Origin of the sequence: Phenylobacterium sp., from assembly GCF_965284355.1 — a bacterium.
Classification (GTDB): domain Bacteria; phylum Pseudomonadota; class Alphaproteobacteria; order Caulobacterales; family Caulobacteraceae; genus Phenylobacterium.
Window position 1 is genome coordinate 4,011,134 of the sequence record NZ_OZ260078.1, and the last position, 20,343, is coordinate 4,031,476.

19 protein-coding genes are annotated in these 20,343 nt (G+C 69.9%); 4 read left to right on the top strand and 15 right to left on the bottom strand.

All coding sequences use genetic code 11. The annotated features are described in order from the left end of the window. Positions 1-2 precede the first annotated feature (2 nt). Genes ACQ66R_RS19780 through phnG form a run of 9 tightly spaced genes read right to left on the bottom strand, consistent with a single transcriptional unit; the run spans position 3 to position 6,462 of the window. On the bottom strand, positions 3-704 hold the full coding sequence (locus ACQ66R_RS19780; RefSeq protein WP_430424743.1) for a DUF1045 domain-containing protein: 702 nt from the start codon (positions 702-704) through the stop codon (positions 3-5). Then, positions 701-1,840 carry an alpha-D-ribose 1-methylphosphonate 5-triphosphate diphosphatase gene (locus tag ACQ66R_RS19785; RefSeq protein ID WP_430424745.1) on the bottom strand — a complete coding sequence of 380 codons (1,140 nt, stop codon included), beginning with the start codon at positions 1,838-1,840 and terminating at the stop codon, positions 701-703. The genes ACQ66R_RS19780 and ACQ66R_RS19785 overlap by 4 nt, the downstream gene beginning before the upstream one ends. Beyond that, positions 1,840-2,544 (bottom strand): phosphonate C-P lyase system protein PhnL, encoded by a 705-nt coding sequence (gene phnL / locus ACQ66R_RS19790; RefSeq protein WP_430424747.1) that lies wholly within the window; start codon positions 2,542-2,544, stop codon positions 1,840-1,842. The genes ACQ66R_RS19785 and phnL overlap by 1 nt, the downstream gene beginning before the upstream one ends. Before the next feature lie 8 nt (positions 2,545-2,552). Beyond that, complete coding sequence (gene phnK, locus ACQ66R_RS19795; RefSeq protein WP_430424749.1) at positions 2,553-3,362, bottom strand: phosphonate C-P lyase system protein PhnK; 810 nt, start codon at positions 3,360-3,362, stop codon at positions 2,553-2,555. Continuing rightward, positions 3,359-4,273 (bottom strand): alpha-D-ribose 1-methylphosphonate 5-phosphate C-P-lyase PhnJ, encoded by a 915-nt coding sequence (locus ACQ66R_RS19800; protein ID WP_430424751.1) that lies wholly within the window; start codon positions 4,271-4,273, stop codon positions 3,359-3,361. The genes phnK and ACQ66R_RS19800 overlap by 4 nt, the downstream gene beginning before the upstream one ends. Then, the gene (locus ACQ66R_RS19805) at positions 4,270-5,373 is read right to left on the bottom strand and encodes a carbon-phosphorus lyase complex subunit PhnI (protein ID WP_430424753.1); all 1,104 of its coding nucleotides are present in this window, start codon (positions 5,371-5,373) and stop codon (positions 4,270-4,272) included. The genes ACQ66R_RS19800 and ACQ66R_RS19805 overlap by 4 nt, the downstream gene beginning before the upstream one ends. Positions 5,374-5,375: 2 nt before the next feature. Beyond that, entirely contained in the window at positions 5,376-5,843 is a 468-nt protein-coding gene (phnH, locus tag ACQ66R_RS19810) for a phosphonate C-P lyase system protein PhnH (protein WP_430424755.1), read from the bottom strand. Next, the gene (locus ACQ66R_RS19815) at positions 5,810-5,992 is read right to left on the bottom strand and encodes a phosphonate C-P lyase system protein PhnH (protein ID WP_430424757.1); all 183 of its coding nucleotides are present in this window, start codon (positions 5,990-5,992) and stop codon (positions 5,810-5,812) included. The genes phnH and ACQ66R_RS19815 overlap by 34 nt, the downstream gene beginning before the upstream one ends. Positions 5,993-5,994: 2 nt before the next feature. After that, positions 5,995-6,462 (bottom strand): phosphonate C-P lyase system protein PhnG, encoded by a 468-nt coding sequence (gene phnG, locus ACQ66R_RS19820; protein WP_430424759.1) that lies wholly within the window; start codon positions 6,460-6,462, stop codon positions 5,995-5,997. A gap of 167 nt (positions 6,463-6,629) precedes the next feature. Here phnG and phnF point away from each other — a divergent pair, with 167 nt between their 5' ends. The 3 genes from phnF to ACQ66R_RS19835 are packed head-to-tail and all read left to right on the top strand — an operon-like array spanning position 6,630 to position 9,216. Further along, on the top strand, positions 6,630-7,331 hold the full coding sequence (gene phnF / locus ACQ66R_RS19825) for a phosphonate metabolism transcriptional regulator PhnF (protein WP_293359150.1): 702 nt from the start codon (positions 6,630-6,632) through the stop codon (positions 7,329-7,331). Between the two features lie 5 nt (positions 7,332-7,336). Next, positions 7,337-8,494: an alpha-D-ribose 1-methylphosphonate 5-triphosphate diphosphatase gene (locus ACQ66R_RS19830; protein WP_430424761.1), complete on the top strand. Its 1,158-nt coding sequence runs from the start codon at positions 7,337-7,339 to the stop codon at positions 8,492-8,494. Then, positions 8,491-9,216 (top strand): endonuclease/exonuclease/phosphatase family protein, encoded by a 726-nt coding sequence (locus tag ACQ66R_RS19835; RefSeq protein ID WP_430424763.1) that lies wholly within the window; start codon positions 8,491-8,493, stop codon positions 9,214-9,216. The genes ACQ66R_RS19830 and ACQ66R_RS19835 overlap by 4 nt, the downstream gene beginning before the upstream one ends. On the opposite strand, the gene ACQ66R_RS19840 is transcribed toward ACQ66R_RS19835, so the two are convergent. The 3 genes from ACQ66R_RS19840 to ACQ66R_RS19850 all read right to left on the bottom strand — a co-directional run bounded on the left by ACQ66R_RS19840 (position 9,200) and on the right by ACQ66R_RS19850 (position 15,685). Continuing rightward, positions 9,200-11,509, bottom strand: a complete 2,310-nt coding sequence (locus tag ACQ66R_RS19840; protein WP_430424765.1) for a TonB-dependent receptor — start codon at positions 11,507-11,509, stop codon at positions 9,200-9,202. The two genes, ACQ66R_RS19835 and ACQ66R_RS19840, sit on opposite strands and share 17 nt — an antisense overlap. A gap of 170 nt (positions 11,510-11,679) precedes the next feature. After that, the gene (locus ACQ66R_RS19845) at positions 11,680-14,103 is read right to left on the bottom strand and encodes a YbcC family protein (RefSeq protein WP_430424767.1); all 2,424 of its coding nucleotides are present in this window, start codon (positions 14,101-14,103) and stop codon (positions 11,680-11,682) included. A 22-nt stretch (positions 14,104-14,125) separates the two neighbouring features. Next, positions 14,126-15,685: an NADH-quinone oxidoreductase subunit L gene (locus tag ACQ66R_RS19850; RefSeq protein ID WP_430424769.1), complete on the bottom strand. Its 1,560-nt coding sequence runs from the start codon at positions 15,683-15,685 to the stop codon at positions 14,126-14,128. A 110-nt stretch (positions 15,686-15,795) separates the two neighbouring features. On the opposite strand from ACQ66R_RS19850, the gene ACQ66R_RS19855 reads away from it, so the two are divergent. Beyond that, a complete protein-coding gene (locus ACQ66R_RS19855; protein WP_430424771.1) occupies positions 15,796-16,680 on the top strand; it encodes a LysR family transcriptional regulator in 885 nt (294 codons plus the stop codon). Between the two features lie 16 nt (positions 16,681-16,696). On the opposite strand, the gene ACQ66R_RS19860 is transcribed toward ACQ66R_RS19855, so the two are convergent. The 3 genes from ACQ66R_RS19860 to ACQ66R_RS19870 are packed head-to-tail and all read right to left on the bottom strand — an operon-like array spanning position 16,697 to position 20,222. Then, positions 16,697-18,052 carry a DUF3526 domain-containing protein gene (locus ACQ66R_RS19860; protein WP_430424773.1) on the bottom strand — a complete coding sequence of 452 codons (1,356 nt, stop codon included), beginning with the start codon at positions 18,050-18,052 and terminating at the stop codon, positions 16,697-16,699. Beyond that, entirely contained in the window at positions 18,049-19,497 is a 1,449-nt protein-coding gene (locus ACQ66R_RS19865; RefSeq protein ID WP_430424775.1) for an ABC transporter permease, read from the bottom strand. The genes ACQ66R_RS19860 and ACQ66R_RS19865 overlap by 4 nt, the downstream gene beginning before the upstream one ends. Next, the gene (locus tag ACQ66R_RS19870) at positions 19,494-20,222 is read right to left on the bottom strand and encodes an ABC transporter ATP-binding protein (protein ID WP_430424777.1); all 729 of its coding nucleotides are present in this window, start codon (positions 20,220-20,222) and stop codon (positions 19,494-19,496) included. The genes ACQ66R_RS19865 and ACQ66R_RS19870 overlap by 4 nt, the downstream gene beginning before the upstream one ends. Between the last annotated feature and the right edge of the window lie 121 nt (positions 20,223-20,343).

A 20,343-nucleotide genomic window follows, 5' to 3' on the forward strand; every position in this document is an offset into this window, starting at 1 on the left:
AGCTACGCGGCGACGGCCGCCCGGAACGGGAAGCGTTGGAGCACGTCGAAGGGCGCCTGGCGATCCGTCTGGCGGAACACGGCGACGCCGTCGAAGCGATGCGGGCCGCTTTCGGGCGAGAAATGGTCCTGCAGGGCCGTCAGCACCTGCCCGCGGACCTGCTCGTCGCGGATCGCGCCGGTCAGGGTCATGTGGAAGCGGAAGTCCTCGAAGATGTAGGGATAGCCCCAGGTAACGAGGCGTTCGTCCTGCTCCGGTGTGAGGTTCGCCTTGCGGCGGCGCGTCAGGTCGGCGTCGCCCAAGGGCGCGCGGAAGGGTTCGAAGCCGCGCACGCTGGCCGCGTGCAGAGCGCTCATCTCGGCCTCGCCATCCTGAAGCCGGAACGCCAGGAAGCGGCCCAGGGCGGCTGGGGCGATGGCGGCCTCGAACGGCGTCAGCCCGGCGGCGACCTCGGCGGCCGCGGCGAGCAGCTCGGACTCGGTCTTGCCCGCGGCCAGCTCGAACGGGGCCTTCAGCGTCGCGTGGAAGCCGTAGTGGCGCGGGTCGGCGGTGAGGGCGTCCATGTCCAGACCGTCGAGCCCCGCGATGACCGGGCGCGCGACGTCCTCGCCTGTGGCCGCGTCGCGGCCCAGCCAGGCCGAGGCCTTGCGCCAGAGCGCCGAGCCTTCGGGCGGCGCGTAGTAGATCGCGTAGCGCGCCGTCATGCGACCCGCAGGCCCTCGCGCCAGACCTCGCCCGGGAGGGGCCAACCGTCGGCGCCGCGGCGGACGCGGATCAGGTCGGCGCGCTGGCCAGGCGCGATCTCGCCGCGGTCGGCCAGGCCCACCGAGCGGGCCGGGTTGGCCGCCACGGTCGCCAGCGCCTTCTCCGGCGCCCAGCCGAAGCGGTCGATCAGCATGAAGGCCGAGCGCAGCATCGAGAGCGGCACATAGTCGGAGGCCAGGATGTCGAGCATGTCCTCCTCGGCGCAGGCGCGAGCCGACAGATTGCCCGAATGCGACGAGCCGCGCACGAAGTTGGGGCCGCCCATGCAGATCATCATGCCGTAGTCGCGCGAAGCCCGCGCCGCCTCGAGGGTCACCGGGAACTCGGCGATCACGCAGCCGTCGGCGTGGGCCTCGTCCACGTGGGCGACGGTGGCGTCGTCGTGGGCGCAGAGCGGCACGCCGAACTCGCGGGCGATGGCGACGACGCTGCGGCGGTTGTCGTGGGCGACCGAGGGATCGCGGCCCTGGTGCTGCTGGACCAGGAACTCCTGGGCCTCTTCCTCAGAGCGGCCGCCGGCCAAGAGGCGCGTGCGCAGGCCCGCCACGTCGGTGGTCTGCCGCTGGCCGGGCGTGTGGTCCATCACCGACAGCAGCCGCAGGCGCGCGTGGTCGGCATGCGGCTCCAGAAGATCCAGGAGCTCGGGGTTGGTGACCTCGCAGCGCAGGTGCAGCAGGTGTTCGGCGCGCAGGGCGCGGTCGGCGGTCGCCTGGTCCATCGCCGCGATCATCGGGCCGAGCGAGGCCTTGCGGTCCAGGCCGTCCTTCATGCCGTGCAGGCTGAGCGAGTCCAGGACCGTCGTGATGCCGGCCGAGGCGCACTGACCGTCGTGGGCCAACGCCGCGCCGTAGGCGTCCCACAGCGCCCCGGGGCGCGGCTGGTAGTGGCGCTCCAGGTTGTCGGTGTGGATGTCGACCAGGCCCGGGACCAACCAGTCGGCGCCCCAGTCCTCGGCGCCCATGGACGCAGACTTGGCGGGTTCGATGGCGAGGATGGCGCCGCCACGCACCGTGACCTCGGCGCGGAACAGACCTTCGGGCGTGACGACATGCTCGGAGAAGATGCGCCTCTCCATCACGCCGCCGCCTTGAAGTCGGTGACAGAGAACAGCCGCGTCGCCACCGCATCGCGCACGTCGTGGTCGTGGAAGATGCCGATCATCGCCGCACCGCCGGCCAGAGCCTCGCGGATCAGGCTGACCACGATGGCGCGGTTCTCGGCGTCGAGCGACGCCGTGGGCTCGTCCAACAGCAGGACCGGATAGTTGCGGATGAAGCTGCGGGCGATGTTCACCCGCTGCTGCTCACCGCCCGAGAAGGTCGCCGGCGGCAGGTCCCAGTGGGCGCGCGGCAGGCGCAGCGCGGTCAGCAGCCGTTCGGCCCGTTCCTGCGCCTCGGCCGGATCGACGCCGTTCTCCAGCAAGGGTTCGGTCACGAGCTGCAGGGTCGAAATCCGCGGGATCACCCGCAGGAACTGGCTGACATAGCCCAGGGTGCGGCGGCGCACGTCGATCACCTGGTGCGGCGCGGCGCTGGTGATGTCGACGTACTCGCCGTCGTGCAGCACCCGAACGCCGCCCGCCGAGGGCAGGTAGTTGCCGTAGATGGCGCGCATCAGGGTGGACTTGCCGACGCCGGACTCCCCGGCCAGCACCACGCACTCGCCGGGGCGCACCTCCAGCCGCAGCCCGCTGAACACGGGGATCGCCGCGGCGTCGGCGTTGTGCAGGACGAAGGTCTTGGCCAAGTCGTCGACGACGATCAGGGGGAGGCTGCTCATGGCGACGCTCAAATCTGCAGGACGGAGGAGACGAGGAGCTGCGAGTAGGGGTGCTGCGGATCGTCCAGCACCTGGTCGGTGAGGCCGGTCTCGACCACCTCGCCGCCCTTCATGACCATCAGCCGGTCGGCCATCAGGCGGGCGACGGCCATGTCGTGGGTGACCACGATCACCGCCAGCTCCAGGTCGCGGACCAGTTCGCGCAGCAGGTCGAGCAGGCGGGCCTGGACCGAGACGTCGAGGCCGCCGGTGGGCTCGTCCATGAACACCAGCCGGGGGCCGTGGATCAGGTTGCGCGCCACCTGGATGCGCTGCTGCATGCCGCCGGAGAAGCGCCGCGGCTTGTCGTCGATGCGCCGGGTGTCGAGCTCGACGCGCTCCAGCCATTCGACTGTGGCCTGGCGCATCTTGCCGTAGTGGCGGCCGCCCAGGTTCATCAGCGGCTCGGCCACGTTGGCGCCGCCCGAGGCGCGCATGCGCAGGCCATCGCGCGGGTTCTGGTGGACGAAGCCCCATTCCTCGCGCTGCATCCGGCGGCGGTCGGGCTCGTTCAGGGCGTAGACATCGGTCAGACCGAAGCGGGCGGTGCCGAACTCGACCGACCCGGAGGTGGGTGCGAGGCGGCCCGAGATGCAGTTGAGCAGGGTGGTCTTGCCCGACCCGCTCTCGCCCACGATGCCCAGCACCTCGCCGGGGCGCATTTCGAACGACACGTCGCGGCAGCCCAGGATCTGGCCGTACCACTTGGTCACATTATCGACCCGCAGCAGCGGGGCGGCCTGCATCTTCGCGAGATTGTTCGGCAGGGGGGCGTTCACTGCGCCGGCTCCTTCTCAGGCGTGGCGGCCAGCTGGTGCCCGGCCATGGGGCCGACGTGGCCCTGGGCGCGCCTCTCGGCGCAAAAGTGGCTGTCGGAACAGACGAACATCCGCTCGCCGGCGTCATCCAGCACCACCTCGTCGAGGTAGGAATCCTTGGCGCCGCAGAGGGCGCAGTCCTCCTCCCAGGTCTGGGTCTCGAAGGGGTAGTCCTCGAAGTCGAGGCTGCGGACGCGGGTGTGCGGCGGCACGGCGTAGATCCGCTTCTCGCGGCCGGCGCCGAACAGCAGGATCGCCTCGTTGTCGTCCAGCTTCGGGTTGTCGAACTTGGGGATCGGCGAGGGGCTCATCAGATAGCGCTCGTCGACCATCGTGGGATAGCCGACGGTCGAGGCGATGCGCCCGTACGTGGCCACGCTCTCGTAGAGCGAGACGTACTGCAGACCGTATTCCTCATAGGCGTGCATGGCCCGGGTCTCGGTCTCGCGGGGCTCCAGGCCGCGAAGGGGCTCGGGCTGCGGCACCTGGAAGACCAGCACCTGGCCGGCCTTCAGCGGCTGTTCCGGGATGCGGTGGCGGGTCTGGATGATCGTCGCCTCGGCGGTGTCCTCGGTCACCGCCACGTCCGCCACCTGGGCGAAGAAGCGGCGGATCGACACCGCGTTGGTGGTGTTGTCAGCGCCCTGGTCGATGCACTTGTAGACATCGTCCGGGCCGATGATGGCCGCGGTCAGCTGGATGCCGCCCGTGCCCCAGCCGTAGGGGACCGGCATCTCGCGCGAGCCGAACGGGGCCTGGTAGCCCGGGATCGCCAGCGCCTTGAGGATGGCGCGGCGGATCATCCGCTTCGTCTGCTCGTCGAGGTAGGCGTAGTTGTAGTAGCGCTCAGGCGTATTGGACGCGGGGCTCATTCGGCGGCTTCCTTGAGGGCTGCCTCGCGATCGAACCATTCCCGGCGCAGGCGGCGGATGAGCTGCAGGTCGGCCTGGAAGTCCACGTAGTGGGGCAGCTTGAGGTGCTGGACGAAGCCTGAGGCCTCGACGTTGTCGGAGTGGTAGAGGACGAATTCCTGGTCCTGGCAGGGGGCGGCGACCTCGACCTCTTCGGCGTCGCGCAGGGCGCGGTCGACGATGGCCATGGACATCGCCTTGCGCTCGCAGTGGCCGAAGGTGAGGCCGTAGCCGCGGGCGAACTGGGGGGCCGTCTCCATCCCGGCGGCGCCGGTCGAGATCATGTGGCACTCGGTCAGGGTCAGCTCGCCGATCTCGATGGCGAAGCCCAGCTCATCGGGGACGAACTCGACGGCCACCTCGCCCAGGCGGATCTCGGCGCACAGCGGGTGGGTGTTGCCCCAGCCGCGCTGCGAGGAATAGGCGAGGCTGAGCAGGAAGCCCTCATCGCCGCGGGCCAGGGCCTGCAGGCGCTGGTCGCGGCCGGCCGGGAAGCTCATAGGCTCGCGGGTCAGGTCGAAGGGCTCACCGGCGTCGGCGCTGGGAACGTCGCTCTCCAACAGGCCTTCGTGGTCGAAGACGCTGGCGATAGTGGCCATCGGATAAGCCTGGGGCTCCTCTGCCTCGACCGCCGCATCCGGGACCATCCCGTCGGCCGCCAGCCGGAAGTCGAGCAGGCGGTGGGTGTAGTCGAACGTCGGGCCCAGGACCTGGCCGCCGGGGATGTCCTTGAAGGCCGCCGAGATGCGCCGGCGCACCGCCATGGTCGCGGTCTCCACCGGCTGCGCGTAGCCGAAGCGCGGAAGGGTGGTTCGGTAGGCCCGCATGAGGAAGATCGCCTCAGGCAGGTCGCCGCGCGCCTGCTTCACCGCCAGGGCCGCGAGGTCGCGGTCATAGCAGGAGCCCTCGCTCATCACCCGGTCGACGGCCAGCGAGAGCTGCTCACGCACCTGGTCGGCGCCCAGTTCCGGCACGGCCGGATCGCCACGGCGATCCTCGGCCAGCCATCGGTGGGCGTTGCTGATCGCGGCTTCGCCGCCTTTGACCGCCACATAGGCCATGCTCAGTCTCCCTTGGTGGTGACGCGCGTCGAGCGCGGCAGGCCGGCGACCAGGTCGCCGGCGGCGAAGATCAGATCGACGCCGAACTGGAAGCGGTCGTGGTTGGCCTGGACCTGCGTCCAGAACCCCGGCTCCAGTCCCGCCGGCGCCAGCGAGGTGCGGCCCTTGATGCCCGGCCCCTCAAGGGTCGCGCAGCGTCCGCCTACCAGCCCGGGCACCTGCACGATGAGGGTCGTGGACCGGTCAGGGTACTTGGCGTCGCCGGGATTGAAGGACGACAGCGGCGGGCAGGCCTGGGCGTCGACCACGATGGCGAAGGCGGCCTCGCCGGGTTTGTCCGTGAACGGGCAGGCGCAGTGGAAGCGCAGCCAGTCGGCGGCGGGGCCGGTCCGCAGAACGGGGTCCAGCCAGACCAGGGTCTCGAAGTCGAACAGGGTCAGCGCCACCGCGGCGGCCGCGCGCGTGGCCACGCAGGCGGCTCGGGCGCGAACGACAGGTCTTGGATCGTGCCGGGGCGCGCGATGGCGTCCATCACGCGGCGGAAGACAGCCTGCGAGTCGCGGGTCGGGTCGGCAAAGCCGGGGGCGATCTCGGTGAGATCGAGAGGAGAGGCGTGCATGTTCATGCTGCGGGCCCTCGCGTCCGGACCATGGTGAAGAAGTCGACCTTGGTGGCGGCGGCCTTGCGGGCGGCGGCGTCGCGGCGCTGCTGCTGGGCGGTCTCGAGCGGATCGACGATCCCCTCGGCCACGGGGCGCAGGTCAGGCGACTGCATCATGGCGTCCACGACGGCGGCGATCTCGGCGTGACGGCGGTCGCGGCCGGCGACATAGCCGATGCCTGTGGCGCCCGTTTCCAGTCGCACCGCGGCGCGGGTCACGGTCATCTCGCCGACGTTGAACGCGTCGCCCGTGCCGCCGGCGCGGCCACGGACCATGACCATGCCGATCTCAGGGGCGCGTAGGACGCGATAGCCGGGCTGGCGCGCCAGCCCGTCCCAGGCGGCGGTCACCTCCGCCGGCGTCGCCTTGGCCAGGACCGAGAGCCAGCGTTTCCGCGGCTCGGCCTCGACAACCGGTGTGGCTGGCATCTCCTGACCTCCAACAATTCTGCAATTTGTTGTGTTGTTGCAAGTAGAGAGATACGAGTATCCGAGTTGACGTGCAAATATCGGCTCGTGAAATTTCGACGACAGTAGTAAAACTTGTCTAGATTGGTGTCGTAAGATTGATAAACGCCGTTGCTAGGGTGCGGCTCATGACCCTCTGGCGAGAGATCTCACAGTCGCTCGAGCGCCGGATCCTGGCGCGGGAGCTGACCCCCGGCGACAAGCTGCCGACCGAGTTCGAACTGTCGCGGCAGTTCATGGTCAACCGGCACACGGTGCGGCGCGCGCTGACCGACCTGCAGGAAAAGGGCATCGTGGAGTCGACCCAGGGCCGCGGCAGCTATGTGCGCCGCCCTTCGGCCCCCATGCGCCTTCAGCGGCGGCCCCGATTCACGGAACATGTGCGCGAGCGCGGCCGCATCCCCCGGACCGACACGATCAAGCTGATTGTGCGCCCGGCCGACACCAAGGTCGCCGTGCAACTAGGCCTGCGGCCGGGCGAGCCGGTGGTCTACCTGGAGCGGCGACGGTTCATCGACGGCGAGCCGACCGGCCTCAGCCAACACCACTTCAGCCACGCCCGCTTCCCGGCCTTCGTCGAGACCTATCGCGCGCGCGGCACGATCACCCAGACGCTGATCGACTTCGGCGTCCCTGACTATACGCGCAGCCGCACTTGGATCTCGGCCCGACTCCCATCCGCGCACGAGGCCGACATCCTGCAGGTGCCGCGCCATGTCCCGCTGCTGGTGCAGCGCTATCTCAACATCGACGGCCTCGGCCGGCCGCTGGAGTACGGCATCTCCCGCGCCGCCACCGAGGTCGAGATCGACTTCCCGGGGGTGGAATGAACAACGTGCTACTGAATTCCGTGAGCGTGGCCGAGGCCGCGTTCCGGAACGCCATGGTCGTCACCCCCGACGACGCGTTCCTGGGCTCGGTGCAGGTCCGTGGCGGCCGCATCGTCGCGATCGACCGCGGGGCCTCTGCGGTGGGCGAGGATCTGGAGGGCGACGTCCTGATGCCGGGCGTCATCGATTTGCACACCGACAACCTCGAGAAGCACTTCTTCCCGCGCCCCAACATCGACTGGAGTCCCGTCTCGGCTGCGGTGACGCACGACGGCTGCTGCCTGTCGGTGGGCGTGACCACGGTGTTCGACAGCCTGTCGATCGGCTCGTTCAACGCGGCGGCGTCCCGCAACCACGACAACCTGATCCGCCTGGCGGACGGCCTGGCCTCTGCGCGGGCCGCGGGCATGCTGAAGGCCGATCACCGCCTGCACTGGCGTTGCGAGACGCCGGCCGACGACCTGCTGGACCGGCTCGAGGCGCTGGTCGATCACCCGATGACGGGCCTGCTCTCGCTGATGGACCACACGCCGGGGCAGCGGCAGTACCGCAATCTCGAGCGCTATCTCGCGAACTGGGTGGAGCAGGGCATGAGCCCCGGGGCCATGGATGAGCGCATGGCCGGGATCCGGGATCGACAGGCCCGCAATGCGGACCGCAACCGCCGCCTCGTCGCCGAACTCGCAATCGCCCGAGGCCACCCCCTGGCGAGCCACGATGACGAGGACGTCGAGCACATCGACGTCGCTGCCGACCTGGGGGCCACCGTGGCCGAGTTCCCGGTGACCCTGGAGGCCGCGCGCCGCGCCCACGAGCGGGGCATGGTGGTGGTCATGGGCGGGCCGAACCTGATCCGCGGCGGCTCGTACTCGGGCAATGTCCCGGCCGCCGACCTGGCGCACGCGGGACTGCTGGATGCCTTCGCCTCGGACTACGTGCCCCGCAGCCTGGTCGAGTGCGCCATCAAGCTCACGATGCCCGCGTTCGGCTGGAGCCTGGCCCAGGCGGTCGCGACGGTCACCTCCGCGCCGGCCCGCGCGGCCCAGCTGCACGACCGGGGCGCCATCGCGCCGGGCCTTCGCGCCGACCTGCTGCGCGTGCGGATCCACGACGGCCTGCCCGTGCTGCGGGGCGTCTGGGTGGAAGGCCTCCGCGCGGCGTGAGACGCCTGCGCGTCGTCACGCTCAACACCTGGAAGAACGAGGGCGACTATCCGGCGCGGCTGTCGCGGATCGCCGAAGGCCTGGCCGCGCTCGATCCGGACGTGGTGTGCCTGCAGGAGTGCTTCGTGGGCGGCGGCCACGACACGGCGCGCTTCCTGGCCGATGCGCTGAACCTCGACCTCCATGCCGCCCCCGCCCGGGCGAAAGTCCGTGAGTTCGGGGGCGCTGCCGTCGACAGCACGTCGGGTCTGGCGATCCTCACCCGCCTTCCGGGTCGGGCCGAGACCGTGGCGCTGACCAGCCACCTGGCCGACGGCGAGCGCATCGCGCAGCGGTTCGCGACGCGCCGGCTGCGGATCCTGAACCTGCACCTCTCGCACCTGCGCGGCGACACAGGGGCAATGCTGCGTCGGCGACAGCTCGATGAGGCGATCGACTGGGCGCGGCAGGGCGGGGGCGGGAGCCTCCTCGTCTGCGGCGACCTCAATGCGGGTCGCGGCGATCCGGAGTTCGGGCCGCTGAACGCTGCGGCGGCGGGCGAGGAACTGGGCTCAACACTGCATGCCGTGGCGCAGGGGCGCGCCATCGACCACGCCATTCTGCTCGACCCCGGCGATCTGCATGTCAGCCGCCGGTCCCGGGCATTGGCGACGCCCGACGGCGATGGCCGCTATCCCAGCGACCACGCCGCCGTCGTCGTGGACCTCAATAGCGGATCGTGAAGTCGATCCCGTAGCTCCGGGGATCGTTGAAGACGTTCGTCCGGAACCGCGACGCGGTGCTGAAGCTCTGCGCGGTGGCGTGCTCCTCGTCGAGCAGGTTCCGCGACCACAGCGAGATGTCCATCTGGTGGCCGTCGGCGAGCTCGAAGTTCACGATGGCCAGTCGCGCGTTGATGTTCAGCGAGGCGTCGGTCTTGGGCGAGGTGATCGTGTTGTTGCCCGAGTTGAACCCGCCGGCCGCCGACCCGTCGATGTGGAAGAGGATCTCGAAGTTCTCCTGCGGCCAGGTGTAGTCGATCGCCACATTGAGGGCGTTGCGCGGCGTGTAGATAACGTTCAGCGGCGTCAGCGCGTTGTTGAACGGGTTCACGGCCGGCGGGATGTGGGCGGTGGTGTAGGCGTAGCTGGTCTTGATGGTCAGGTTCTCGATCGGGGCGACCGTGATGTCGGCCTCGAAGCCCTTGATCTTGGCGACGCCGGGCACGTTCACCGTCTCGTTCACCGTGCGGTTGCTGCCCAGCACGATGGCGTTGCGGTTGAAGTCCACCTGCATGTCTTCGTAGTCGGTCTTGTAGGCCGCCAGATTCACCCGCGCGCGGCGGTCCCAGAACTCGGACTTGAGCCCGATCTCGGCCGACTTGATCACCTCGGGGCCGAAGGGCCGGTAAGTGAGCGAGCGCGAGTTGGCGCCGCCGGCGCGGTAGGCGGTGCCGTACTTGGCATAGGCGTGGACGTTCTCGATGACGTCGAAATCGGCCGACACCGCGGGATCGATCCGGTCGTCCTTGAAGGTGAAGCGCGAGCCGTCCGGCAGGCCATTGACCTTGGTGAGCACCCCGCTGCGGGTGTCCTTGGTGTAGCGCGCGCCCGCGGTCAGGCGGAGGCGATCGTCCAGGATCGGCGGGGTCCAGGTGAACTGAGCGAACGCGGCCGTGGACCGGGCCTTGGCTTCGCTCTCGCGGTCCGGGAAATCGAACTCGGCGCCCACGCGCAGGCTCGGCAGCTGAGTGTAACCGGTGCCGGTCGCGTTCCATTGCAGGGTGTTGGGGGCCCAGGCCTGATCGCCTCCGGTCTCCTTGAAATAGTAGAGGCCGGCCACGTAGTTCAGCCGCGGGATCGACCCTACCAGCTGGAACTCCTGGCTGAGCTGGTCCTGGTGCATCCACGCCAGGCTGTAGCGCGCGAACTGGGCGTTGGGCGTGAAGGGGTTGGAGTGGGCTCCGGCGCCGTTGTCGTACTGGCTCTGCTTGATCTCGCGGTAGGCGGAAATCGAGCGGATCTCGGTGTTCTCCCAGGGCGTCCAGCGCAGGGTCAGCCGGTGGCCGTAGATGTAGCCTTCGCTCTCGGCCATCGGCACGCCGATATCGGCGACTTCGGCGCGGTTGGTCTGCACCACCACCAGCGGCGAGAGGCGGGTATTGGGGGCCACCTCGACCAGTTGCGAATAGCTGGGCGTCGTGTCGTCGTATGAGACGTCGTAGCCATAGTCGGCGCTGAAGGTCTCGCTGGGCGCCCACTTGGCCCGGATCGCCAGGCCGCGGCGGTCGAAGGCGTTGAAACCCGGCTGGCCCTGGGCGGGATTGTCCACCACGCCGTCGCGCTTGGTGATCAGCCCGTCGATCTTGATCGCCACGCCGTAGAACGACGGCAGGTCGATGTGGGTCTCGGACGAGTATCCGTTGAAGTTGCTGACCCCGGCGGTCTGACGGAACTTGAATTCGCCCGACGGCTCGCGGGTGACGATGCTGAGCGCGCCGCCCGTGGCGTTGCGGCCGAACAACGTGCCCTGCGGGCCCTTCAGCACTTCGATGCGCTCGATGTCGAACAGCGCCGCGCCAAGGCCTTGCGGGCGGCCCAGGTAGACGCCGTCGATGTAGACGCCGGTGGCGGAGTCCCGCGCCGGCTGGTTGGTGTCCGAGCTCGGGAACACGCCGCGGATGCCGATCGAGAACGCCGAGTTGCGCCGCGCAAATTGCGCGATCCGCAGCGACGGCACTGAGCCGTCCATCAGGTCGGCCAGGCTCTTCACCCGACGGTTCGCCAGGTCTTCGGCGCTTTCCACCGAGATGGCGATGGGGGTCTGCTGGAGGTTGGTCTCGCGCTTCTGCGCGGTCACGGTCACCTCGGCGAGGCCCACGCCGTCTCCGCTCGCATCCGCGCCCGCCGCGGCCACCGCCGCCTCTTCCGCGAACGCCGGCGCGCCGGCCAGCGCCAGCGGCGCGGCCGCCACGCACGCCATGAGCTCCAGGCTGATGCGTCGACGCATCGCCCCGCGAAGTGCCTTGCTGTCCATTGATCGCCCCCTGCTGATGTCGTCAGCTGACGGGCAGGCTAGGTAGGCTCGTGAGGTGTCACCCCCGCGCTAGTTCGATGAAGCCTGGGTGAGCGGCGGTGAACTTGTCTGTAGCGGCTGCCGCGGGTGTTGCGCGCCCTTGCGCCACCGTCGCGTCAGGCTTGAACCGGTCAGACCGCGATCGCGAACTGCGGCGCGTCGGCGGCCGGCTCGCCCGCCATCGCCACCCACTGCAGATCGCCATCGTACCGCCAAGCCATTCGCCCCGCTTCGTCCAGCGCGAACAGATGCAGCCAGCCGTTGTCGAACAGTTCGCGCACCTGCGGATGGCGGTGCAGGACGTCGGCGATCGCCTCGCGCGGCGCCTCCAGGCACACCGACAGGCGCAGCGGCGCGTGCGCCAGGGTCTCGCCGTCATGCACAGATTGCCAGGGCAGGCCGGCCCGCAGCAGACCGCCGTTCCCTTCGACCACCCCAATGCCGCCCGTCACGTTGTGCAGCAGCTTGTTGCCGCCGCCGAACACCTCGGGCGCGACGGTCGATCCGTAGTATTGCAGGCTGATCCAGCTGGCGACGACCACCGGCGCGGTCAGGATGAGCTCCAGGACGGCGAAGTCGCGGTCGCGCCGCCAGTCGTAGTCGTGCAGGAACGCGCGGCCCTCCAGGCTCTTGCCGATCGTGCGGGCGCGCGGCGCGGCGATGAAGGCCTTGCACCCGGCCAGCGCCCATTCCGGCCGCGTCTCGGCCCAGTCGCGGCTCCGCTTGGGGATCGCCGCCTGGTCGCCCGCTCGCGGCAGACGAAGCGCGCGTTCGCCGCGGGCGAGCTTTCCGGCCGCCGCCAGCCAGGCCCGCGCATGCTCCAGATCCTGGGCATGGCCCTCGGCCGGATGATCTTCGGCGTATAGGGTCACCTCGTCGGTCGTCGTGTCGTGCAGGGCGGCCACGAAGAGAGTGTCGGCCGGGATCGCGATGCCGGCGCCGGCCAGCACGATCCGCACCGCCGGATCATTCAGCAGGGACGTCAGCAGCCGGGCGTTCACTTCGCCCGAATAGCCGCCACAGGCGCCGCAATGCAGCGCGCTGGCATGGGGGTTGTTGAAGACGTTGGCGCCGTGCCCCGCCAGGACGACCAGCCGCGCGAAGTCGCCGGTCAGGGACATCGCCCGCAGCACGGTCTCGGCCGCCTTGGCGCGCGCCGCGTCCTGCAGTGTCGGATCGAAGCGCGGCGCGGGGTCCCTGGGCGCCGAGGCGCCGTGCAGCCCCAAGGCGTCGCCGACCAGCTTGCCGACATAGAGCGGCCCCGTGGCCTCCACGAAGGCGAACGACGAAACGGCGGCGAACTTGAACCGCCCCCAGGCGCGCTTCGCGCGGGCCTTCACCCGGGCGAGCACGTCGGCCTCGGCGACCGCCGACCCGCCCGCGCAGGAGGTGACCGTCGGGTTCAGCAGCACCGGGAGCCGCTTCTCCGTGACGTCCGAGGCGAAGCGGCGATGGGCCGTGGCGAGGCCGAAGAAGCCGGCGAAGCCCACGGTCTGGATGCCCGGGCTCACACTCTCCAGGGCGCGGCGGAAAACCTCGGAGCGCACGTCGATACAGAACGCCGCCTGCAGGGCCGGGCGTTCTTTCCGGGCGGGGGCGGGCGCCGCCGCCAGGGTCTGGCTCAGGGCGCGCTGCGCCGACCGCTCGGCCGCCTCCTGCAGGATGGCGTCGACCACGAGGTCCGCCGTGGCGACCACCGGAGCGGCGTACCCCGTCCGCGCCTGCGCCCATGCCTCGGCGATCTGCGCACCGTAGCGCAGGAAGAGGGCTTCTTCCCACACCAGACGGATCGCCAAGAGGTCCGTGACGCTGGAATCCTCCGCGCCCACGAGTTCCGCCTGCCAGAGCTTGTAGCGCGCGTACTGGGCCCATCCGCCCTGGGTCATGAGCAGCCGGTGGAAATAGGTCTCCAGCGCGTCTACGCCCAGGCCGAGCCGCTCGACCGCCCGCGCGATGGCCGGCGCCGAACTCTCGGGCGCTTCGGAAACGTGCAGCGCAAAGCCCGGCAGGCCGCAGATCTCCGGGGTCAGGTCGTGCGTGGCCACGGCCCGCCAGGCCGCGTAGGCGTTGCGTCCGCGCGGGGCGGCCCACAGCGCCTGACCTTCGTCGAAGTACCCCGCCGCCCACGCCCCGATCCGATCCGCGATCAGGCCGGGCCAGTCCACGCCGGACACCTGGGCCGCGAGATCCGCGACGGTGGGCAGGGCGGCCGGCGTGGGTCGATCCACCGCGGCCGCTGTCTTCACCGCGGCCGGGTTGGCCGGCCTCAGGTCGGCAGGGGCGCGCCCCCAGGCGTCGGCGAGGTCAGCATCCAGGATCTCGCCGGCTGCGATCTTCTCGGCATACCAGCGCCGGGGCAGGGTCACCGGAGCGCCCGCCACCCGCGCGAGCCTTGCGCCGGCGATCGCCAGCGGTTCGGCTGTTTGGCCGAGGAAGGGATTGACCGCGACGCTCGACGCCAGCGGCCAGGCGGGCGGGATGGCGCGGGTCGCACGATCCGCGAGGATCTCGAGGATGCCGGGTTCGGCCTGCGCCGTAGGTTGAGCGTTGGGCATGGAAAGCTCCCTTGGGGCGCGGTCAGGAGGACTTGCGGAGGGACCAGCCGCCGAGCAGCCGGTCGAAGACGGCGTTCGCGTAGAAGCCGTTGGAGAGGTGCACGCGAAGGCCCGCAGCGGCCGGGTGATGCGCCCACAGCGGGAACATCGCCTGCACCACCGCCACCAGCCCGAAGCTGAGTAGCGCCAGGACGATCAGCGCCCACTCCAGGGGCCCGGGGGCCGGGGTCGCGGGCAGCACTCCCGCCGTCAGGGCGGTCGCCGCCGTCTGCAGCGCGAAGTAGGCGATCGAGGTGGCGACGGCATAACCCGCTGTGCGCCGGGTCAGGGCCCGCGGCGCCGCGTCGGCCTGGCCCTGCGCCAGCATATAGGCGACCCCAAGGATCAGAATGACGCCAAGCGCGATCGCCTGGGGCGACTTGTGGGTCAGGCCGAAGGCGAGGCCGACGACGACGTAGACGCCGAGGGCCGACAGGAAGGCGCGGCCCACCGCCCCGGCGTCGGGAATGGCCACCGGGCCGGGCCGGGCGATCGCCGCCACCCGCTCCACCGCCCCGCCGGACGCGAGGAACGAGTGCGCCTTATAGAGCGAGTGCGCCACGATGTGCAGCAACGCCAGGGGGAAGAGCCCCAGCCCGCACTCCAGCACCATGAAGCCCATCTGGGCGACGGTCGACCAGGCCAGCGAGGTCTTCACCGCGGGCTGGGTCAGCATGACAAGGCTTCCGAACAGCGCCGTGAACCCGCCGACCATGACCAGGACCGCCAGAACGCCTGGAGCCAGCAGCATGACATCGGCGAAGCGGATCAGCAGGAAGCCGCCGGCGTTGATGACCCCGGCATGCAGCAGGGCCGACACCGGCGTCGGGGTCTCCATCACCTCGGTCAGCCAACCGTGGGTCGGGAACTGGGCGGACTTCAGCATGCCGGCGAGCGCCAGGAGGCCGGCCGCCGCCACGGCGAGATGCCCGCCCTCGCCGGCGCGCGCGCCCTGCGCGATCTGGCCGATGTCGGCCGTGCCGTAGGCGAGGACCAGCAGGGTCGCGGCTCCGATCAGGGCGGCGTCGCCGAGGCGCGCGGTGATGAACTTCTTGCGGGCCGCCCGCTGGGCCGCGACCCGCTCGGGGTAGAACAGCAGCAGCTTGTGCAGGAAGAGACTGGTGGCGATCCAGGCCGCCACGAGGACGATCAGATCGCCCGCAGTGACGAGCAGCAGCACCGACGCCAGGGTCAGACACAGCCAGCCCGTGAAAGCTCCCTGCCGCGCCTCTCCATCGAGGTAGGTCCCAGCATAGCGCACCACCACCCAGCCGATGAAGGTCACCAGCAGCGACATCACGGCGCTGACGGCGTCCAGGCGGACCGAAAGTCCGATCTCGGCGAACCCGATGAACCGTCCGGCGTCGGGCCCCGACAGGACAAGCCCGCAGGCCGCTATCACCGCGCCCAGGAGCGCGAGCAGCGCGCCGGCCTCGGCCAGCTTCGGCAGGCGCCGTGGCCGGACGCCCGGGCTGAGGAAACCCATGGCGGCGACGGCGAGCAGCGCCGCAGGCGCGATCAAAAGCGACAGATGACTGAACAAGGCTCATCCCCTTCCGCGCACGGCCTGCGCGTCGGGGGGCTAGGTAGCGATGCCGTCGCCTCGAATAAAATTCATTGTTTTGGCGTTATCGTTCGTTTTAACAGAACGATATGGCGCAGTTGAACTACAACCACCTCCGCTACTTCTGGGCTGTAGCGCATGAGGGCAGCCTCACCCGGGCGGCCCAGCACATGAACCTGTCGCAGTCGGCCCTGTCGGTGCAGATCCAGAAGCTGGAGCACCAGGTTGGGCATCCGCTCTTCGAACGCGTCGGGAAGAAGCTAGTCCTCACCGAGGCCGGCGGCATCGCCCTCGATTATGCCGACACGGTATTCCAGGCCGGCGAGGAATTGCTGAGCACGCTGCAGGGTCGCCCGCGCGCCAACAGGCAGGTCCTGAGGGTCGGCGCGCTCACCACCCTCTCACGGAACTTCCAGCTGGAGTTCCTGCGCCCCCTGGTGGGGCGCGCCGATGTGGAGCTGATCGTTCGATCCGGCAACGTCCGCGACCTCCTCGCCCAGCTGGAGGCTCACACGATCGACGTGGTGCTGGCCAACAGCGCCGCGCCCACGGACGCGCGCTCATCGCTGCGCAATCACCTCCTCGCCGAACAGCCCGTCAGCCTGGTCGGCCGTCCACGGGAAGCCAGGCGGCGCTTCCGGTTCCCTGAGGACTTGCGGACCGAGCCGCTGCTGCTGCCCAGCCTCGACAGCGACATCCGCGTGGCGTTCGACCGCGTTCTCGAGCGGGCCGGGATCCGTCCCACGATCCTGGCCGAGGTCGACGACATGGCGATGCTGCGCCTCTTGGCCCGCGAGCGCGAGGGCGTCACGCTGGTGCCGCCGATCGTGGTGCGCGACGAGCTGGAAGCCGGAGTCCTCGTCGAGCACTGCCGCATTCCCGAGGTAACGGAGCGGTTCTACGCCATCGTGCAGAAGCGGCGCTTCGCGAACCAGCTTCTGACCGACCTGCTGTCGAATCTGGCGCCGGGCTGAGCCGCCGCCGTACGGTTCAGCTCCGTTTGCGGCGAGTGCGCACCAAACCGAAGACCGCGGTCGCCAGGGTGACGATCAGAAGTCCCGCAAACAGCGCGCCGGGCAGCGCCCCGCCGTCGGGAGCCGCCCGGAACGCCGGGGACTTGCCGAAGTCCGGTGCGCCGAAGGGCGTCTCGTTGAACAGGTACGGGTAATAGAAGCGGCGCAGGTCGGCATGGAACGCACGGATGCGGTCCTGGTAGGCGATCTGTGCGGCCGGGTCGGTGTCCGCCAGCCGGTGCAGCGCCAACTGGACGGCCACGCCAGGAAGAATGTAGCCCAGACGCTCGCTCCAGGCTGCGCGCTTGAGAATGCCCGCGCGATAGTCGCGGGACATGTCGGCCACCGACTGGTCGCCCACCTGATGGAAAGCAAAGTACCATTTCCAGTGGAACGGCTGGGTCACCGGCGCCGTGTCGGCCCACTCCGGGTGGGTTGTGAAGAACGCCCGCATGGTGTCGGCCTTCGGGATATCCCAGGCCTGGTGGACGGCCGTGCGCTGATGCAGGCTGAGCTCCATCCCCTGGCGAAGGGGCGCGGCGGTGTTGATCGCCACGTGGCCCACGGCCGGCGCGATGATGGTGAGCACGAGCCAGGTTGCAGCCAGCGTCATGGCGTTGGCCAGGGAACTGCGCGTCATCCGCCCGACGACGAGGCAGAGCGCCGTCCAGAAGCCGATGTAGCACAGGATCAGCAGCAACACCGCCGACACCTTCCAGGCCGCGACCCCCGCGATGGCCGCGCCCGTCAGGAAGGGGAGTGCGAGCGCCAGAAGAAGCGCCGTCACCCTGACCGCCACCCGGGCTGTCCAGAGCCGCCTTGCGTCGCCCGCGGCGGCCTCCAGCGACCGCAGGCGACCCGCCTCGCGCTCGCCGGACAGCAGGTCGTGGAAAAGCAGGATTGCAAACAGCGGCGTCAGGTAGACCAGGACGAAGGCGAAGTCGAAGCGACCTGGGAGCGAGGCTTCCGGATTGCCGATGTCGCCTTCGTAAAGCTGCGCCTCGAGCCCGAGCGCGCGGACGCGGAGCATGTAAGGGGCGACGTCGCGTAAGCCGAGCGCGGCGAACGCCAGGTCGGACGGCGGATCCCAGGTGGCGTGGAAGGTGTAGTAGGCCGCGTTTCCCGCATCCTTGTCGCGCGACACCCAGTCGGAAATGGCCTGCACGTCGGCGGCCTGCTGGGGAGCGATCCGGGCGATGGCGTCGTTCTGGCGAGCGATCTCGACCAGCCCGGCCGCCGTACCGGCCGCAGCGAGCAGGAAAAGGCCCAGGGCCGCGGCCAGCGCAGCGCGGAGCCGAAGGAAGAGGCGCGCCTCGCGGATCAGGTCGTTCATGCGGCGCTCCGGCTTATGCGATGGGCTGCGAAGCCTGTGAGCAGGGTGGCGGCGGCCAGCCAGGCCGTGAGGATCGCAAGCGAGGGCGCGGCGCGCGCGAGCACGTCGGCCTCCGTGGGGCGGGTCGGCCGGAACTCGGGCATCTTCCGCCAGTTCTCCGCTGAGATGCGGCTTCGGGCCTCAGCTGCCGCATCGCTGCTCTTCGCGGCGTCGTCTGCCGCAGTCACGGCGGTGGCCTGAAGCATGTTGAGACGCTGAACCAGGTCATAGCGATAGGCCTCGGCCTGCTCCAGGAACCGCCGGTAGCCGGCCAGATCGGTCTCGGCGGCCGTCATGGACAGGCGCCGGATGGCGATCGTCGGGCTGAGCGCCGAGAGCCCATCCATTGTTCTGCTCTGGCGCTCCATCGCACCGAAGGCAGTGTCTGCGTAGCGATCGAAAAGGCTCGAGGTGAGCTTCTCGCCCTCCATGCCCAGAAGGCCGCGATAGTTGAGCGGCAGGTCCTCGACCTTCGTGACGCCGTACCTGGCGAGGGTCTTCTGCTTGAAGGCCGCGAAGTAGGGGTCGTCCGGATTGTGACTGTCACCCAGGTTTCGCAGGTCGCGTTGGATGGCGATGTCGGTCTCTAACCGCGTCGGAAGCGGGTCGAGCGCCGTCGCCGCTTCCGGAGCCATCCGTGGGACAAGAAGCACAGCAAACGACCAGATGGCCACCAGGGTGATCAGGGCTGACCGACTGCGGCCCGCCAACGCCGAGACGGCCACGATCAGCACCACCCAGAACGCGAGATAGACAGCGTAGCCGCCCGCGCTCAGCAGCACGGCCGATCCCCGGGCCGGCCCGGACAGGCTGAGCCAGAACAGAAGCACCGCGGCCGGGGCGGCGATGACTAGCGCCGCGCCCCCCAGGGCCAGCGCCTTTCCGGCCAGCAGGCTGCGCCCGGACGCGCCGGTGAGCAGCACCTGGCGAAGGGTCCCCCGTTCGCGCTCGCCCGCGATGACCCCCGCGCCTATGAAGACCAGCAGCAGCGGGGCCACGACCTGGAGCACTAGGGCCGGCGCCAACTGGCCGAAGCGCACCAGCAGCGACGACTGCCGCGCGTCGCCGAAGTTCGCGCTGTTCTGGCGATGACCCTCCAGGAAGATCATGTTGCCGGTAAATGCTTCCACGCCCGGATCCATGGCCGCCAGGCCGCTGGCGGGGCGCACGGCGAAGTGCCCGGCATGCACCACGCGGTGGGGATGGCGGTCGGGCTGGGACTCGAACTCCTCGTTCGCGGTGTGCTGCAGGCGCTCGCGCAGGCCGCCCTGTTCGGCCTGGTAGGCGCTCGAGGTCAGGGCGGCGGCCAGGCTCAACAGCGCCACCAGCAGGACGCCGGTCAGGGCGATCCGGCTGCGCGCCAGATGGCGAATCTCGTTCCGCGCGATGGTGAGGACGCCGCTCACGCTGCCTTCGCCCGCGTAAAGAGCGCATGCAGGGCGCGCAGATCGAAGCGCTCCGGGCCCGCAGCCCGCGCCTCATCGACGATTCGGCCGTGGTCGAGGAAGCCGATGCGGTCAGCAATGTCGGCCGCGCCCACCAGGTCGTGTGTCACGATCAGGATGGCGGCGCCCTCCGCGCGCAGAGTGGTGAGCAGAGCGTTGAAATCGGCTGCGGCGCCGGGATCGAGCCCGGATGTCGGCTCGTCCAGCAAGAGCACCGAGGCCCGTCGCAGCATGGCGAGCGCGATGGCGGTCTTCTGGCGCATGCCCTTGGAGAAGCCGGACACCCGGCGGTCCCACGCCTCAGCGGCCAAGCCGACGGTGCGGAACGCCTCTTCGATCTCGCCGGCGCCGCGGCGGGCCCCGGCCAGGTCGAGGAAGTAGGTCACGTTCTCGCGCGCCGAGAGATGCTCGTAGAGGGCAACGTTCTCGGGGATGTAGGCGATCGATCGACGCACCTGGACGGGCTCTGCGCTCGGCGCATGCCCGCACACCCGCACATCGCCGGAAGTCGGGGCCAGGAAGCCGAGCAGCGCCTGCAGGGTGGTGGATTTCCCAGCCCCATTGCCGCCCAGCAGCGCGTAGACCTCGCCCGCTTCGACGGACAGGGAGAGCCCGTCAAGGACGCGGCGCTCCCCGTAGCGGACGACCAGATCGCGGATGGCGACAGGCGGGGTGTCGGCGGGCATTCCGGCTCCTCGAAGCTGCACGGAGCGCCTGGAAGCGACGTCGTGCGTAGATGTGATGTTATATCATAACATTCTCATTGACCGCGGTTCAAGGCGCCGCTTATTCGTCCCGCTCCGGCTT

Bases quoted from the DNA above. Each gene is read 5' to 3' on its own strand.
- ACQ66R_RS19840 (WP_430424765.1), bottom strand. From the start codon at position 11,509: ATGGACAGCAAGGCACTTCGCGGGGCGATGCGTCGACGCATCAGCCTG.
- phnL (WP_430424747.1), bottom strand. From the start codon at position 2,544: ATGAGCAGCCTCCCCCTGATCGTCGTCGACGACTTGGCCAAGACCTTC.
- ACQ66R_RS19805 (WP_430424753.1), bottom strand. From the start codon at position 5,373: ATGGCCTATGTGGCGGTCAAAGGCGGCGAAGCCGCGATCAGCAACGCC.
- ACQ66R_RS19860 (WP_430424773.1), bottom strand. From the start codon at position 18,052: ATGAACGACCTGATCCGCGAGGCGCGCCTCTTCCTTCGGCTCCGCGCT.
- phnF (WP_293359150.1), top strand. From the start codon at position 6,630: ATGACCCTCTGGCGAGAGATCTCACAGTCGCTCGAGCGCCGGATCCTG.
- ACQ66R_RS19815 (WP_430424757.1), bottom strand. From the start codon at position 5,992: ATGCACGCCTCTCCTCTCGATCTCACCGAGATCGCCCCCGGCTTTGCC.
- ACQ66R_RS19780 (WP_430424743.1), bottom strand. From the start codon at position 704: ATGACGGCGCGCTACGCGATCTACTACGCGCCGCCCGAAGGCTCGGCG.
- ACQ66R_RS19845 (WP_430424767.1), bottom strand. From the start codon at position 14,103: ATGCCCAACGCTCAACCTACGGCGCAGGCCGAACCCGGCATCCTCGAG.
- ACQ66R_RS19870 (WP_430424777.1), bottom strand. From the start codon at position 20,222: ATGCCCGCCGACACCCCGCCTGTCGCCATCCGCGATCTGGTCGTCCGC.
- phnG (WP_430424759.1), bottom strand. From the start codon at position 6,462: ATGCCAGCCACACCGGTTGTCGAGGCCGAGCCGCGGAAACGCTGGCTC.
- ACQ66R_RS19855 (WP_430424771.1), top strand. From the start codon at position 15,796: ATGGCGCAGTTGAACTACAACCACCTCCGCTACTTCTGGGCTGTAGCG.
- ACQ66R_RS19785 (WP_430424745.1), bottom strand. From the start codon at position 1,840: ATGGAGAGGCGCATCTTCTCCGAGCATGTCGTCACGCCCGAAGGTCTG.
- ACQ66R_RS19800 (WP_430424751.1), bottom strand. From the start codon at position 4,273: ATGAGCCCCGCGTCCAATACGCCTGAGCGCTACTACAACTACGCCTAC.